Origin of the sequence: Acidobacterium sp. S8 (genome assembly GCF_009765985.1) — a bacterium.
In the GTDB taxonomy this organism is placed as follows: Bacteria; Acidobacteriota; Terriglobia; order Terriglobales; family Acidobacteriaceae; genus Alloacidobacterium.
Map to the genome: position 1 here is coordinate 51,652 of NZ_LMUM01000034.1, position 16,423 is coordinate 68,074.

Below are 16,423 nucleotides of genomic sequence, written 5' to 3' on the forward strand. Positions count from 1 at the left end.
TCGTCACTCACATCGCAAAGCCGTCATGGGATCGACTGCCGAGGCTCTTCTTGCGGGAAGCAGGCAGGCCAGCGCAGCGACTACAAGTAACAGAAAAGAAACGGCTAAGAGGATTAACGGATTGGTAGAGGCGTTCTCGATCCAGCGCGTCATGACGCGGGTGAGGCCGAAGCTCAGGGCCAGACCCACCGCGATGCCCAAGCCGACGCTGACTCCGGCAGAGGCGAAGACGATTTTGAGGACGTGCCAGCGCTGCGCGCCCAGGGCCATGCGGATGCCGAATTCATTCGTCCGCTGAAGAACGGAGTAGGAGACGACGCTGTAGAGGCCAACGGCCGCCAGCAGCAGGGCAAGGACCGAGAAGCCGCCGAAGAGCATGGAGACCAGACGTCCTCTGCCATATACCGGCATGCTTTTGATCCAGGTTTCGAGCACGCCGTCGTTCCACTGGACGGCTTGCTGATCAGGATTGACGGAGACAATCTGTTGCTTGACGCTGTGTGTTACCGCGGTCGGATTGACGCGGGTGCGCACCAGAATCTGTGTAAACATCCACATGTTGACGGTATATGGCAGGTAAATCGCGGGCTTGACGGGCTTGTCGATGCCATCATCGAGGGCGTCTCCCGTGACGCCGATGATCTGCAGCCAGCCGTCAGCGCCGGGCGCGGTCAGACGATTTGGCGGTTCATTTTTTAACGACGGGATTTTTACGGAGCGGCCGACAATATCGCCCGTCGAATAGTAGTGTTTGGCAAACGCCTCATTGACCACGGCCATGAGAGCGCCATGCTGCAATTCCGTCTCATCCCACAGGCGCCCTCGTTTGACGGGGATCTCCAAGGCGCTGAAATAATGCGAATCGACGAAGTTGACGCTGGCTTTCTGGTCCTCTGATGCTGTTTTTCCTTGCAGGTCAAAGGGCTGGCCCCAGCCGCTGTCGGGAGGCGTGGCGTTCGTCGAGATTGCGGTTGTGGTGACGTCGGGCAGTCCTGCGATCTTGTCACGAAGCTGAGTGAAGTAACTTGACCGCTCCGCCCATGTCGGGAAGGTGTTCTCGTGGATCGGAATGCCGACCGACATGATGTTGTGCGGGTTGTAGCCAAGATTGACGTGCATCAAGCGCACGAAGCCTTCGATGGCGGCGCCAGCTGCCGTCAGCAGGAGCAGCGTGAGAGCAATCTGACCGGCGATGAGGGTGGAGTGGAGATTCTTTCCACGGACGCTGCCGGCAACCTTGCGTGTGCTCGATTGCATGACCTGGCTGATTTCAGGGCGCGAAAATTGGAGCGCCGGAAAGAGCCCGAAGAGAATTCCAGTGACAAGAGCAATGCCGATGCTGAACAACAGCACGGGCAGATTCACGTGGAAGCTCGCTTCATTGGGGAAGGATCCCTCGGGCAAATGAGCGACGATGAATCCGATGCTTCCATAGGCCAGAAGCACGCCGAGCCCGGCTCCGGTGACCGACAGGATGAGGGATTCAGTGAGCAACTGGCGAACGATACGGACGCCACTGGCTCCGACTGCCGAGCGGACGGCAAATTCATGCTGGCGGGCGGTGCCACGCGCCAGTAGCAGGATCGAGACATTGCCGCAGCCTATGGCTAGCAGCAATGCGACAGCGCCAAAAAGCAGATAGAGGGTCTTGCTGATGGTGGTCGTTACCCAGTGGCTCAGGTTTTGGAACTCAATTTTCTTGAAGCCATTCTTCGGATAATGGTCGGGCGTTTGTTTCGCGAATTCCTGGAAATATGGCTGCAGTTCGGCTGTGACCGCTTCTGGCTTGAGGCCGGCTCTGACTTTGACAATGGTGCCGTACTGTTCCGTCACGGAAGAGGTGAGTTTGAGAGGAAGATAGACGTCCGGGCCCATGAACCCGAAATGAGGTGGCATGACGCCGATGATGGTGTAGGTCTTGTGTACGAGCTGGATCGTTCTGCCCACTACGGTTGGGTCGCCGTTGTAATGGTGCATCCAGAATTTGTTGCTCAAGACGATGACCGGCTGAGGGTCCTTGCCATCCGGTGCGTCCGAAGGGAGATAATATCGGCCGAGCATGGCGGGCACGCCGAGCATCTGAAAGAGATTACCGGTGAAATAGAAGGCCTGGACGTCTTCAGGGACATCGCTTCCAGTGACGGTGAGGTTCCAGCCATTCATTGCTACGACATATTCGAGAGACTTCGCCTTGGCGAGTTCACGTGTCTGCGGGCCGTTCAGGCCGTAGCCTTGTCCCTCCCCTGACTTGTCGAGCAACGCAAGGCTGCCGATGCGGTCCGCACCCTGGTAAGGCCACGGGTTCATAAGCACGGCATAGATGATGCTGAAGACGGAGACGGTGGCGCCGATGCCGAGGGCGAGCGAGAGAATGGCGGTAAGAGCGAAGCCGGGGTTTTTCCAGAGCTGACGAGCTGCGTAGCGAATATCCTGCAAAACGGTGGCCATTGTGGCCTCCTGACTGAGAAGTTACCCGGAACTTTTTATTCACACCTGAGTGCCGTTATCGGATCGACGGAAGAAGCACGGCGCGCAGGCGCAAGGCAGGCTACGACTGCAACGACGAGCAGCAGAAGTGAAACACTCAAAACTAACAACGGATTACCGGAGCCGTTTTCTACCCAGCGCGCGATAAAGCGGCTGAGGCCGAAGCTCAATCCCAGTCCGGCCGCCACACCCACACCGACGCTTACCGCAGCCGAGGCGAGAACGATTTTCAGCACGTCGGATTTCTGCGCGCCCAGCGCCATGCGAATGCCAAACTCATTCGTGCGCTGCGCCACCGAGTAGGAGACGACGCTGTAGAGGCCGACGGCGGAAAGGACGAGTGCAAGAATGGAAAATGCGCCAAAAAGTGCGGAAATCAATCGTCCACGTGCATATTCCGGCTCATTTTTGATCCATGTTTCGAGGTTGTCGATCTGCCCAAAAGCCTGCTGGTCCGGGTCGACGGCGGCCAACTGCTGGCGGATGCTATGCAACATCGTCTCAGGCGCGACGCGCGTGTGGACGAGAATCTGTGTGTGCATCCACATGAGTGTGCTGTAGGGCATAAAAACCGCCGGCTTCTCCGGCTTGTCAAGCCCGTTATCCAGCGAGTCGGCGACAACGCCGATGATCTGCAGCCAGCCATCGGCTCCCGGCGCGGTCAAGGTGTACGGCGGCTCGTTCTTTTGCGTCGGCACTTTCAGCGAATGCCCGAGAATATCCCCGTTCGGGTAAAACCGCTTTGCGAAGGTCTGGTTGACCAGCACGAGCGGCGCGCTGTGCGCCACTTCGGAGTGCTCCCAGGTGCGCCCGTTGAGCAGTGGTATGCGGAGCGTGCTGAAATAACCGGAATCGATATAATTCATGCGCGCGGTTTGTCCTTCCAGCGAGGGATTGGGCGCTTTTCCCAGCAATTCGAATCTCTCTTCGTCCCCGCTGCTGGGAGGCGTGGCATTCGTCGAGATGCCGGTGGAGACGACATCGGGCAGCTCGGCGACCTTCGCGCGAAGCTGCTCGAAGTAGTTCACCCGCGATGCCCATGCCGTAAAACTGTTTTCGTGCACCGGGATGCCGACCGAGATGACATGGTGCGGGTCGTAGCCGAGCGGGACGCGCATCATGTGCACAAAGCCTTCGATTGCGGCTCCGGCTGCCGTCATCAGCAGGAGAGTGAGTGCGATCTGCGAGCCGATCAGCAGGTTATGGGTGCGGCGGCCATGCGCGCTGCCCGCAACCTTCTTCGAGCTCGACTGCATCACCTGGCTGACTTCGGGTCTGGCCATCTGCAAGGCCGGGAACAATCCGAAAAGAACGCCGGTGAGCACTGCCAGCCCGGTGCTGAAGAGAAGCACCGGCAGGTTGATGCTGATAGCTACGTCCGGCGGGTACAGGTTCTGCGGCATCCACGCCACGATGAGCCGCAGCAGCTGATAAGCGAGCAGGATGCCGAATCCGGTGCCGGTGAGCGCAAGCATCAGCGACTCGGTGAGCAGCTGGCGCACGAGGCGAAAACCGCTGGCTCCCACGGCGGAGCGCACGGCGAACTCATGCTGCCGCGCCGTTCCGCGCGCCAGTAACAGGATGGAGACATTGCCGCAGCCGATAAGGAGCAGCAGAGCTACGGCGGCGAAGAGCAAATAAAGCATGCCCCCGATGTTCTGCCGGGTTTCATCAGTCAGAGCGCGTGCATCTACCTGGAATTTTGGTGGGAAGTGGCTCGGTGTCTCTTTGGCAAAACGTTCGAATAGTGGCTGCATCTCGGCGTTTGCGCCAGCCCAGGAAACATCGGGGCGCAGCTTGATGACGACACCAAAGGTACGTCCCGGGTCGGTAGTGATAGCCCGCGGAAGATACACGTCCCCGCCCCATCCCCAGGTGAAGTTGGGCCGGGTGACGCCGATGATGGTGTACTTCTTGTGGACCAGCTCGAGTGTTTTACCAATAATGTTCGGATCACCGCTGAAATGCCGCTGCCAGAAGCGGTAGTGCAGCATGACGACCGGTTGTGGCTCCTGTCCGTCGGGCGTATCGGATGGCCCGATATTGCGGCCAAGAAGGGCGGGAACACCAAGCGTGGGGAATGTGTCACCTATCCCGTAATACGCTACGACGTCTTCCGGGACATCATGGCCGGTGACGGTCAGGTTCCACTCGTCCCAGGTGGCGACGCTTTCAACGGAGTGGGTCTTTTCCAACTCCCTGAGCTGCGGCCCGGTGATGGCAGCGTTGAAGATGTTTCCATAGGGATCGCTAATGCTCAGGTTGCCCAGACGATGGATGTTCGCGTAAGGGAATGGATGCAGCAGGACTCCATAGATCACGCTGAAGACGGAAACCGTTGCGCCGATGCCGAGGGCGAGCGAGAGAATTGCCGTGAGCGCGAAGCCGGGACGGGTTCGCAACTGACGGAAAGCGTATCGGAGATCCTGAAACAGCGTGGTCATAAGATTTCTTCTACGTCGTTACTCCGTGCGCAGCGCCTGCATGGGCTCAACCCGTGCAGCCCGGCGCGCGGGGATGAGAGCGGCGGCGATGGAGACAGATACCATGCCCACGCCTGCGGCTATCAGGCTGAACAGATCGTGCGCGGAAAGCTTGTACAGCATGGAAGCCATAAGTTTGGAGGCAAACCATGCGAGAGGCAGGCCGACGGCAAGTCCTACGGTGGCCAACAAGAGACTGTCTCGAAGAACTGCTAAGAGCACCTGGCGGCGCTGCGCTCCCAGCGCCATGCGGACGCCGATCTCCATGGTGCGGCGATTCACCTGGTAAGCGAGTGCTCCGTAAAGGCCGATGGCGACGAGAAGCGCTGCCAGTCCACCGAAGAAGACAGCCAGACGGGCAAAGAGTGCGGGCATCAGATAGGACTCTTCAAATTGGGTCTGAAGAACTTCCGGTTTATCGAGCGGTGCGTTCGGATCCATCTCGCGAAGAACCCGGCGGATAGCGGGAAGTAACGTGACGGGATTGCCGGCAGCGCGGACCTCCACATCCATATTTCCAATCGAGTCCGATTGCTGATAGCTGTACCAGGCCATCGGCATCGGTTCTTCATCGGAGGAGTTGTATTTGCTGTCGCGGACGACGCCGACGATGGTGGCCGGATTTTTCGCGCCCCCGATGGTGTGACCGATCGGGCTGGTATGTTTCAAAAAGCGATCGGCCAGAGTCTGATTGATGACAACGACTCGCTGCGCTCCCTTGGTATCGCTCTCGCGGATGTCGCGTCCAGACATCACGGGAATGCCCAATGTGCGGAAGAAGTCCGAGCCGACCTCATTGCTGCGCAGCATATTTTTACCGTCATCCCAGGGGTATTCGCGGCCATCGAGTGTTAGCAGGTTGTTGTCCGTCCAGCCTGATCCGGGACGATTGCCGGCGAGGGTGACGGACTCAACTCCGGGTAGCAATTGAATACGCCTGCTGAGCTGGGAGTAGAAGGCGAGCTTCTGCGCATCGTCATGCGCCCCGATGGGGTGAACGCCGAATGCCAGCACGCTGTCGGCGTGCATGCCGAGATCGACGTTCTGGTAATTGCGCAAGGTGCGTACCAGCAGGCCGGAGGCGAAGAGCAGCATGACGCAGAGAGCCATCTGCATGGCGATGAGGATTTTTCCTGTGACCACGCGGCTGCGGCTCGTAGTCGCCTGCGTACCCGTAGAGCGGAGCACAAGCGTGACCGGCGTATTGCTGGCCGAGCGCAAAGGTGCAAGTCCAAAGAGAACAGCGGCAATGACAGAAATCCCCAGTGTGAAGAGCAGGACGCTGGTATCCGGCGCGAGGCTGATCTCCAACGCTGACCACAGCGCGAGCAGGCGAGTGGCTTCGACTGCGAAAAGCCAGCCCAGCAGCGATCCCGAAGTGACGAGGATGGCACTCTCGGCGAGCAACTGCCGGAAGAGCGGCCACCGGTTTGCTCCGAGAGCCAGTCGTAAAGAGAACTCGCGCTCGCGAGCCGAATTACGCGCGACGAACAGCATGATGATGTTGACGCAGGCTATGACCAGCACCAGTGCGACCATGCCCATCAATACATGTAAAGGTGTTTCGTAGTCAGTATTAGCGGTACCAAGCCCTTGCGCCGGAGCCAGCTGTAGCTCCAGCTTTTCTCCGTTTGGCTTCACGTCTTTTCCGACGGTTTCATAGGCGGCATGGGCAAAAACCGGATTCATGTGCGCTTGCGCCTGCTTCGGAGTCACGCCCGGCCGGAGGCGTGCCATGAGCATGAGATTCCACCAGTTGGGACTGCCGTAAAGGGTGCGTCCGCTGGTAAAAGGAGTGCCCCATGAGGGTAGTTCCGGGCGATTTTGCAGAGGCACCCAAACATCGGTCGAGTTGCCGCCAGATTCGACGCCATAGAACCGCGGCGAAGCGATGCCGGTGACGGTAAAGGGCACGCCATTGATATAGAGGATTCGTCCGATGACCTGCGGATCGCGGTTGAAGCGGCGTGTCCAATATCCATAACTGAGAACAGCAAGCTGCGAGTGCTTGTCCTCGTCTGCCGCAGCGAAAGCCTGTCCCGCCGTCATCTCGACGCCGAGGGCGGAGAAGAAGTTGCCGCTGACTTCATCTGCCTCGATATCTTCCGGCGTATCACCGTAGCGGGCGGCGGTTTTGGTAAAGGAGAGCGGGACGTAGGCGATGACGTCTGCGAAAGCGGCGCGGTCTTCGCGCAGCCGATTATAGACATTCATGCCGTAGGTATAGCGCGAGTCACCCGTATTACCGACGCCGGGCGGCATGTGCTCATGGGTGAGATAGACGAGTTGCTGCGGATCACGAACCGGTAGAGAGCGGAGCAGCACGGCATTCATAACACTGAAAATGGCGGTGTTTACGCCGATGCCGAGAGCAAGAGTCAAAACCACGGTCAGGGCAAAGCCAGGCGATTTGCGCAACTGGCGGAAGGCGTAGCGGACGTCTTGCAGCATGGTCACCGGGTCGCTCCAGGGAGTGTTTCGCGTAAAGGTTGGAGCATGTTGCCATCCAAAACGAGCGGCAGGCTAAGTTATTGATTCGGAGGTGATATGAGAGCGGGGCGGAGATAAAAATGTTCATTCGCGGACGGAGGCCGTTCGCAAATGGACAGCATTTATTCGTTACGGAGGGCCTGCATCGGCTGAATCAGCGAAGCGCGGAAGGCGGGTACGATGCAGGCCGCGAGGGCCACGACGAGCAGCACAAAGCAGACGCTGAGGATGGTCCAGGGATCGAGCACGCTGTTCTCAATCCAGCTCGATAACAGGCTGCTGAGAGAGAAGCTGGCCACCAGGCCGATGACAAGTCCGGCCCCAACGCTGACTCCCGCCGTGCCCAGAACATTTTGCAGGATATGGCGCCGCCGTGCCCCCAGCGCCATGCGGATGCCGAACTCATGGATGCGCTGGGCGACGGAATAAGAGACGACGCTGTAGAGTCCGACGATGGCAAGAACCATGGCGAGCACGGAAAAGAGGCCGGAAAGCACGGCGATGAGGTGCTCGCGGGCCCATTCTGCCTGGTGCTCGACCCGTTCGGTCATGGAAATAACAGGATACGAGACCTGCTGACTGGGGTTGATGGCGGCGATCTGACGGCGGACAGCGGACTCGTAGGCGAGCGGATCGCCCCCGGTTCGCACCAGTATCTGCACGAAATCGATCATATAGAGCGAGTAAGGGACATAAATTTCGGGCTTCACTGCCTGGTCGAGGCCGTCATTGCGAGCGTCGGCAACCACTCCGATAATCGGCAGCCAGCTATCGCTTCCATGGACGGCAACGATGCCCGGAGGATGACCTTGTAAGCGCGGGATGCGGACAGAATGGCCGATCGGATCGCTGTTGGAGAAATAGCGGCGGACGAAGGTCTGGTTCACCAGGGCAAAGGCTGCGCCGCGTTCCGTTTCGGCTGGATCCCACATGCGGCCGCGAAGCAGCGGAATGTGCAGTATGGAGAAGAACTGCGGATCGACAAAATTTATATTTGTGATCTGCGGGCCGAGCGCGGGCTGTCCGAGAATCTCGATGGGGAAATCCCATTCACTGTTGGGCGGGGCGATGAGGGCGAGCGAGGCGGCAGAAACTCCGGGAGTCTGAGCCACCTTGTTGCGTAATTGCTGGAAGTAGCTGGCGCGGGCTTCCCAGGTGGTGTAGGTGTTCTGGTGGATGGGGATGCTGAAGTCGGCTACATGGTGCGGGTCAAAGCCCATCTCAGTGTGCAGTAACCGGCGGAAGCTCTGAATGGCTGAAGCCGAAACGGTGAGCAAAATCATGGCCATCGCGATCTGTCCGGCGATCAGAATCGAGTGCAGGCGGCGGCTGGCAACGTTTCCGGCAGCTTTCTGACTGTTTGCCTGCATGATCTCGCGTATTTCGGGATTGGCGAGCTGCAGCGCTGGAAAGAGGCCAAAGAGAACGCTGGTCAGGACAGCCAGGCCGATGCTGAATCCCAGAACAGGCACATGGACGGGGATGGCGAGTCCGCGGGGAAAGAGTTGCCACGGCAGCAGGTGAACGACAAAGGGCGTACTGCGATAGGTGGCGATGACGCCGAGCGCTGCCCCGGCAAAGCCGATGATGAGCGATTCGGTAAGCAGCTGGCGCACGATTCTCCAGCCGCTGCCTCCTACGGCGGCGCGGACGGCAAACTCATGTTGCCGCGCAGTGCCGCGGGTCAGCAGGAGAATGCTGACGTTGACACAGCCAATGACCAGCAACAGTAATACACCGCCGAATAACAGCGTCAGGGCCTTGGCGAGAGGCCGGCGGAAGCGGTCGTTCACGCTTTGCAGATCAAGCTGGTAGCCTTCGAGCCAAAGGCTTGGCTGTTCATGGATCATTTGCGTGAAGACAGGATGGGCTTCTTCCAGCGCCCGTTTGCGTGAAACCCCCGGACTCAGCCGCATCACCGTCATGTAGCTGGACGGGTGCTGATTGGAAGTATCGAGTGGTACGTAGACATCCGCGTCCCACCAGGTGAAGCGGCGCGGCATGACGCCGAGAATGATGTAATTGCGATTGTTCAGTCGCAGGGGCTGGCCGACGATGGCCGGATTTCCATTGAAGCGGCGCAGCCAGTACTGATAGGTAAGGACTACGGTGGGCTGCGGCGCCTGGCCCTCCGGCGCATCCGAGGGCAGGAAGGTGCGGCCGAGGTAGGCAGGCACTCCAAAGAACGGGAAGGCGTTGCCGGAGAGATAGACCACGTCGACATCCTGCGGGATATCGACGGTGGTATCCGCGAGGTATTGTTCGTCCATCTCCACGATGTCAGAGAACGCATGCATCTTGCGGAAAGTCGGAAGATAGGTGCGCGCGATATACGCAACCTGATCCGCTCCGGTTTTGGGCCGCGCATAGAACTGCACGATGCGGTCAGCATGCGGATAGGGCGATGGATTGATGAGGACGCTGTAGACGACGCTGAAGACCGAGACCGTGGCGGCGATGCCGAGCGCGAGCGAAAACACGGCTGTGATGGCAAAGCCGGGGTGCTTCCATAACTGCCGGAGAGCGAAGCGAACATCCTGCAGAACGATCGACACGAAGCCTCAGCGTGAGATTGGACTTACTCGGAAAGACCAAATTCCTACTTTAAACGAGCCCTGCGAGAGACAGCATGGCACAGGCAGAGAAAACTGCAGCGTCGCAAATCAGGACAGCTACGGAATCATCTAGCGTGATTTCCGGCGGTGATTTGATAGACGAGGAAGCTCATAACTCCGATCACGGCGATGGCAAAGGTCAAAAGAAATCCTCCAATGACCAGGTTTGCCGTTCGCCGCTGCTCGGGTTTTGGCCGCGTGATGCCAAATGTATCTATAAATAATTCGGTGAGGTACGCCAGCAGCTTCATCGTCCCCAAATCTTGCCGTTCCCAGCATATCGCCTGAGTGCAGTGCGAATCAAAGTGCTCGCCCGGCAGCGGCCCCCGAAGCCCATGCCCATTGAAAGTTGAAGCCGCCGAGATGGCCGGTAACGTCCACACTTTCGCCGATGAAAAAGAGACCCAGAAAGCGCTTGCACTCCATTGTTTTGGCGGAAAGCTCATCGGTGTCGATGCCGCCGGCGGTGACTTCGGCCTTCTCGTAGCCCTCAGTGCCTGCGGGAGTGATGGGGTAGTTGTGCAACTGATGCTCCAACTCTTCGATCGCTCGATTGGTCCACGATTTTGGTTCAGCCAGAGAGATGATGCGGTCGGCCAGACGCTGCGGCAGGGCTTCTCGAAGCAGTGAGGCGGCTCTTGCGGCGTCTCGTCCTGAGGGGCTGGCGAGGAGCGATGTGAATAGCTGTTTTTCCGGTGCGAGATCGAGAGTCAGAGTTTGCGGGGCGGTCCAGTACGAGGAGATTTGCAGGATTGCCGGACCGCTCAAACCGCGATGCGTGACGAGCATCTTTTCGCGGAAGCGCTGACGCCCGATGGTCGCGATGACTTCTGCCGAGAGGCCAGCGAGATCGCAGAGCTTTGTGCAGTCCTGAGGCGACAGCGTGAACGGAACCAGCGCGGGGCGGGTAGGAACGATTTTGATTCCGAACTGACGGGCGACGTCATAACCGAAGCCGGTGGCTCCCATCTTTGGGATGGAAAGGCCCCCGGTAGCAACGACCAGAGCAGGCGCGTGGAATTCGCCTTTACTTGCATGCAGGGTGAAATTTTCGCCTCGCTCGATGCGTTCGGTACGTGTTCCGAGAAAGATGCTGACGTTTGCATCCCTGCACTCGGCGAGCAGCATGTCGAGAATCTGGCGGGAGGACTGGTCGCAGAAGAGCTGACCGAGTGTCTTCTCGTGATACGCGATGCCGTGCTTGTGGACGAGCGCGAGGAAATCCTGCGGCGTGTAACGTGCGAGCGCTGACTTGGCAAAGTGCGGATTCGCGGATAGGAAATTTTCCGGACGACAGTGGATGTTGGTGAAGTTGCAGCGGCCGCCTCCGGAGATGAGGATCTTTTTCCCCGGTCGCTCAGCAAGCTCAAGCAGAGCGACGCGACGACCGCGCCTGCCTGCTTCGATAGCGCACATGAGTCCGGCTGCGCCAGCGCCGAGGATGATGGCATCGAATGTCACGGGCGGACCTATTTCACCTCAATGACGGCGAGGCCGTGGGGCGGCAGCTGAAAATTAGCGGTCTTTTTTGTCGCGATCAGACCGTCCTGATAGCTGCCCGGGGCATGCGCGTCGATGGCGACGTGCTCGGGCGCAGATGGCGCCTGTATGCAGTAAGAGAGGCTCAGCAGAAAGCAGAGAAGCAGGCTCAGAGAAGAACGGCGCATGATGACCTCGAAGAATCAAAGTATCGCGTAAGGCGGGGAATACAAACTGCCGGCTCGTCGGGATTCTGAAACTGCTGAGCGCAGCGAAATGAGATTCGCTGCGCTCAGAATTACGGGCTCTACGAGATGAATTTAGCCGTGAAGTATGCGCGCCGTGCCGCCTTCGGGGCCTTGCACCTTGATCTTCTTTGCCAGGCCTAACCAGCCAAGGGCGCGGATGCACCAGTAGTTGAAGTCGATCTCGTACCAGGCCATGCCATGGCTGGCAGAAACCGGATGCGCGTGATGGTTGTTGTGCCATCCTTCGCCGCCGGAGAGCAGGGCCACCCACCACAGGTTGCGCGAGTCATCGCGAGTAGCGAAGCGCTTGGAGCCCCACATATGCGTTGCGGAATTGACCAGCCAGGTGACGTGCAGCCCGAGAGCTACGCGCAGGAAGACTCCCCACAGCAACCATGACCATCCGCCGACAGCGAAGAGGGCGATGCCAACGAGGGTGATGGGCAGCCAATGATACTTGCTGAGCCAGCGGTAAAAGCCCTGGCGTGCAAGGTCAGGCGCATAGCGGCCAAGCAGGACCGGGTCATCGTTATGCAGCGAACCGTAGAGAATCCAGCCGATGTGCGACCACCAGCCGCCATCGCGGGGGGAATGCGGGTCGCCCGGCTTGTCGGTGAGCTGATGATGCAGGCGATGGACGGCCACCCAGTAAAGCGGGCCGCCCTGAAGGGACAGGGTGCCGCAGATGGCCATGAAATATTCCACCCATTTGGGGGTGGTGAACCCGCGATGGGTCAGCTGGCGGTGGTAGCTCATAGCGATACCCACGTTCTGCCCCAATACCCATAGCACCGACGTAACGAGCAGCGCCGACCAGCTGAAAAAGAAGAGGGCCGCAATGGCGCCGATGTGAAAAATAGCAATCCAGATCCCGAAGACCCAGTTGAACTTTTCGGAAGGCTTCTGCAGATAGAGTTCTGCGTCGGATTCGAGTGTGGCGGTATCGGTTTGTGCTGCGTCTTCAATCAATACTGGCATGGTTTTGTCTCAGGTATGACGATAGACCGTACAAGTCTCGTGATTTGTAAGACTTCAGTAATTTCTGAGTGAAAACGAGGCGGGAGCGCGTAAGTGCTGTCAATAGTGAGGATAGAGAGTGTGATACCTTGTCAGCCGAACAGGAGTTTGGCAATGAAAACTGTCTTCGCGGCGCTTTTGCTTACTATTTTTTGCTGTTCCGGGTATGCGGAGAGCCCAGGCGCGTGGGAGGGATTTGTGACCGACACGCACTGCGGCACGAATTGCCAGCGTACCTCTTCGATGACTCCAGATCGCGCCTGTGTGCGACGCTGCGTGAAGCAGGGATCAAAGTATGGTCTCTGGATGGGGAATCATGTGTATCCACTGGAGCCCCAGTCCAAAGCGTCGAAGTTTGCCGCGGAAAATGTTCGCGTGACCGGCCAGATGGCGAACGACACGATTCAGATTACTTCCATTACACCGATCGAGAAGCATTAATAGACGAAGAGCAAGTCGTCATTCTGAGACGAAGGCGAAGAATCTCAAGCCAACTTGGCTTGAAATTCTTTCCCTCGACTTCGCTCAGGACAGGCCCTCCCTTCGGTCGTCAGAATGACTGCGGTTTTATGACTACAGAAGAATGTTCTAGCTGGAAACTTCACGGATTTCCGCAGTCATGCGTATCGTTTCGGGCTTTGGCGGTGCTTCGTCCAGTCTGCCGAAGATCATCTTGCCGGACGCGGTCTGAAGCACGGAGGTCACGCTGATCTCGACCGAACGGCCGATCATGCGACGGGCGTGATCGACGACGACCATGGTTCCGTCATCGAGATAGCCAACACCCTGGTTGTATTCCTTGCCTTCTTTGAGGATGGCGATGTTCATCTTCTCGCCCGGTAATACGACCGGTTTGAGCGCGTTGGCTAAATCATTGATGTTCAGTACCGGCACATGATGCAGATGCGCGACTTTATTCAGGTTGAAGTCGTTGGTGACGATTTTTGCGTCGAGCTGCTTGGCCAGCTCAATGAGCTTGAGATCGACTTCGCGGATGTGAGCGAAATCTTCTTCGGTGATGTGTACGTTGAGCAGCGAATTCGCCTGCATGCGCTGCAGCACGTCGAGGCCGCGGCGTCCACGCTGGCGTTTCGAGCCGTCGGACGAATCTGCCACCATTTGCAACTCGCGCAGCACAAATTCGGGAATGACGAGCGTGCCGTCTAGGAAGCCGGTGTCGGCCATGTCGGCGATGCGTCCGTCGATGATGGCGCTGGTGTCGAGTATTTTGACATTGCGCTTCACCTGACGCTCGCTGCTGAAGAGATCGCCCAGCGCCGAGAGGTTGAGCAGCTCACCTTTACTGGTGCCTACGACGAGGCCCACGTAAGACATGAGCAGCAGAACGAAGATCTGCACCATGCTGCGTGTACTGCCCGGCGGCAGGCTGTTGGCCAGCACCAGGCTGAAGAGGAAAGCTCCGAAGATGCCAAGGATGCTGCCGATGACGGCGCCGATCAAGCGCTTCAGGCTCAGTGCGCGCACACGCTGTTCGAAGACGATGACCAGCGCAGCCCCGCCGGCTCCGGTAACAGCCGAGAGCCATGCAGGAAAGTTAAAGAGGCGAAAGAAATAACAGACGGCGGCAAAAACAAGAACAAAAAGAATGCGTATCAAAACGAGGTCCATAAAGAAGCGGAGCCTCCATGAAAAAACGATCTGTCAGGCGGGGTTTTGGATATGAAAAAAAGAAGCTCTGCCTGGCATCACGGGAGTATACGCACGGCAGTGCCCGTCGGGCAAAGACTGATTTGCTCCAGATGAAATCGCTTATCGTGTCTCTGGAAAGACCGTAAAAAGAAAACGTCATTCTGAGCCGAAGGCGAAGAATCTCAACCAGATTGATTTGAGACTCTTCGCCACTTCGTGTCTCAGAATGACGGTGATTTATGACGAGAGAAACGACCTAGTATTTCGGAAGTTTCGGATCGACGTCGGTGGCCCAGCCGGTGATTCCGCCTGCGAGATTGGCTACATTCTTGAAGCCGCTCTTCTGCAGGAACTCGGCAGCGCGCTGGCTGCGTCCGCCGGTCTTGCAGTGGATGACGATCTCGCGATTGGGATCGAGCTCATTGAGGCGGTTGGGCAGATCGCCGAGCGGAATGAGAGGCGCGCCGATATTCACGATCTGGTATTCGTGCGGCTCACGCACGTCGAGGACGAAGACATCTTCGCCGGCATCGAGGCGGCGCTTCAATTCAACAGGCGTAATTTGCGGAATTCCATTTTGCATAGCTGCTGGCTTCTCTTCGGGGAAGATACCACAGAACTGCTGGTAGTCGATCAATTTGGTGACCGTGGGATGCGTGCCGCATACCGGGCAGTCAGGATTCTTGCGCAGCTTCAGCTCGCGGAACTTCATGTTCAGTGAATCGACGAGCAACAGGCGTCCGACGAGCGAATCGCCCTTGCCAAGAATCAGCTTGATGACCTCGGTCGCCTGCACGACGCCCAGAAGGCCGGGCAAGATTCCGAGTACGCCGCCTTCAGCGCAGGAGGGAACGAGTCCGGGCGGTGGCGGCTCAGGGTAGAGGCAGCGATAGCAGGGGCCGTCTTCGGTGGCGAAGACGCTGGCCTGACCTTCGAAGCGGAAGATCGAAGCATAGGCATTGGGCTTGTTGCCGCTGAGCACGCAGGCGTCGTTGACGAGATAGCGCGTGGGGAAGTTGTCGGTGCCGTCGGCGACGATGTCATAGTCCTTGATGATCTCAAGCGCGTTGGCGCTGGTGAGCATCGTCTCGTGCTTCACGATATTGACATACGGATTCAAAGCCTTCAGCTTTTCTGCGGCAGAGTCGATCTTGGGGCGGCCCACATCATTGGTACTGTGGATGATCTGGCGCTGCAGGTTGCTCTCGTCCACCACGTCGAAGTCGACGAGGCCGAGTGTGCCGATTCCCGCTGCGGCCAGATAATAGGTGAGCGGCGCGCCAAGGCCGCCGGTGCCGACGCAAAGAACCTTTGCGGCTTTGAGCTTCTGCTGGCCTTCGAGGCCAACTTCGGGCAGGATCAGGTGCCGTGAGTAGCGGGCGATTTCGGCGTTATCAAGTTGTGGCAGGGCCGCGGTTTCTTCAGTAAGAGCTGGCATCTAAATTCTCCAAAATTCTGTCATCCTGAGCGGAGCGAACGATCTGTTTTTTTGCATCAGGCCCGGGCCTAAAGGCCCTCGTTTACCCTGCTATTCACCGGGCTAAAGCCCGGTGCTTCTACCCTTAAATTGGCGCCAAAGGCGCGTATGCCTCGACGGCTAGTCCCACCCGCCGGCAATGGACGGAATGATCGAGAGCGAATCTGCCTCGGTTACCGTGGTAGCTTCTTTTTCGGGAAGGTAGCGCACGTCTTCGTCGTTCAGGTAGACGTTCACAAACGCGCGCAGCTTGCCTTCGTCGGAGTAAAGATGCTTCTTCAGATCAGGATGTTGGACTGTCAATGCATCCAGGGCCTGACCCACAGTTTGAGCATTCACTTGCACGGCGTCCTGCTTATCGACATAAGCGCGCAACGGAGTAGGGATGAAAATCTTCATGGCAGAAATCCTTTCGCAATACGATTCGATGGTTCGGGGATAGTCAGGCTCAGGCCCGTCTATGAATGACTGGCAAAC

At 58.2% G+C, this 16,423-nt stretch carries 12 protein-coding genes; 1 reads left to right on the top strand and 11 read right to left on the bottom strand.

Translation table 11 applies throughout. The annotated features are described in order from the left end of the window. Positions 1 to 3: 3 nt before the first annotated feature. The 8 genes from GSQ86_RS15410 to GSQ86_RS15445 form a co-directional block, all read right to left on the bottom strand. Positions 4 to 2,448, bottom strand: a complete 2,445-nt coding sequence (locus tag GSQ86_RS15410; RefSeq protein ID WP_158750847.1) for an ABC transporter permease — start codon at positions 2,446 to 2,448, stop codon at positions 4 to 6. Positions 2,449 to 2,483: 35 nt separating this feature from the next. After that, the gene (locus GSQ86_RS15415; RefSeq protein ID WP_158750848.1) at positions 2,484 to 4,931 is read right to left on the bottom strand and encodes an ABC transporter permease; all 2,448 of its coding nucleotides are present in this window, start codon (positions 4,929 to 4,931) and stop codon (positions 2,484 to 2,486) included. A gap of 18 nt (positions 4,932 to 4,949) precedes the next feature. Next, positions 4,950 to 7,421, bottom strand: coding sequence for an ABC transporter permease (locus GSQ86_RS15420; RefSeq protein ID WP_158750849.1), 2,472 nt, complete (start codon positions 7,419 to 7,421; stop codon positions 4,950 to 4,952). Between the two features lie 161 nt (positions 7,422 to 7,582). Beyond that, positions 7,583 to 10,015, bottom strand: a complete 2,433-nt coding sequence (locus GSQ86_RS15425; protein WP_158750850.1) for an ABC transporter permease — start codon at positions 10,013 to 10,015, stop codon at positions 7,583 to 7,585. A 125-nt stretch (positions 10,016 to 10,140) separates the two neighbouring features. Next, positions 10,141 to 10,326 carry a hypothetical protein gene (locus tag GSQ86_RS15430; RefSeq protein ID WP_158750851.1) on the bottom strand — a complete coding sequence of 62 codons (186 nt, stop codon included), beginning with the start codon at positions 10,324 to 10,326 and terminating at the stop codon, positions 10,141 to 10,143. 49 nt (positions 10,327 to 10,375) lie between these two features. Continuing rightward, entirely contained in the window at positions 10,376 to 11,491 is a 1,116-nt protein-coding gene (locus GSQ86_RS15435) for an NAD(P)/FAD-dependent oxidoreductase (protein WP_216841197.1), read from the bottom strand. Positions 11,492 to 11,544: 53 nt separating this feature from the next. Further along, positions 11,545 to 11,742 (bottom strand): hypothetical protein, encoded by a 198-nt coding sequence (locus GSQ86_RS15440; protein WP_158750852.1) that lies wholly within the window; start codon positions 11,740 to 11,742, stop codon positions 11,545 to 11,547. 132 nt (positions 11,743 to 11,874) lie between these two features. Continuing rightward, on the bottom strand, positions 11,875 to 12,780 hold the full coding sequence (locus GSQ86_RS15445; RefSeq protein ID WP_158750853.1) for a fatty acid desaturase: 906 nt from the start codon (positions 12,778 to 12,780) through the stop codon (positions 11,875 to 11,877). A 153-nt stretch (positions 12,781 to 12,933) separates the two neighbouring features. Here GSQ86_RS15445 and GSQ86_RS15450 point away from each other — a divergent pair, with 153 nt between their 5' ends. Then, positions 12,934 to 13,260: a hypothetical protein gene (locus GSQ86_RS15450; protein ID WP_158750854.1), complete on the top strand. Its 327-nt coding sequence runs from the start codon at positions 12,934 to 12,936 to the stop codon at positions 13,258 to 13,260. A gap of 147 nt (positions 13,261 to 13,407) precedes the next feature. On the opposite strand, the gene GSQ86_RS15455 is transcribed toward GSQ86_RS15450, so the two are convergent. The 3 genes from GSQ86_RS15455 to GSQ86_RS15465 all read right to left on the bottom strand — a co-directional run bounded on the left by GSQ86_RS15455 (position 13,408) and on the right by GSQ86_RS15465 (position 16,345). Beyond that, positions 13,408 to 14,448 (bottom strand): PIN/TRAM domain-containing protein, encoded by a 1,041-nt coding sequence (locus tag GSQ86_RS15455; RefSeq protein ID WP_158750855.1) that lies wholly within the window; start codon positions 14,446 to 14,448, stop codon positions 13,408 to 13,410. Between the two features lie 277 nt (positions 14,449 to 14,725). After that, positions 14,726 to 15,907, bottom strand: coding sequence for a molybdopterin-synthase adenylyltransferase MoeB (gene moeB, locus GSQ86_RS15460; protein ID WP_158750856.1), 1,182 nt, complete (start codon positions 15,905 to 15,907; stop codon positions 14,726 to 14,728). A gap of 159 nt (positions 15,908 to 16,066) precedes the next feature. After that, positions 16,067 to 16,345, bottom strand: a complete 279-nt coding sequence (locus tag GSQ86_RS15465; protein WP_158750857.1) for a ubiquitin-like small modifier protein 1 — start codon at positions 16,343 to 16,345, stop codon at positions 16,067 to 16,069. Positions 16,346 to 16,423 lie beyond the last annotated feature (78 nt).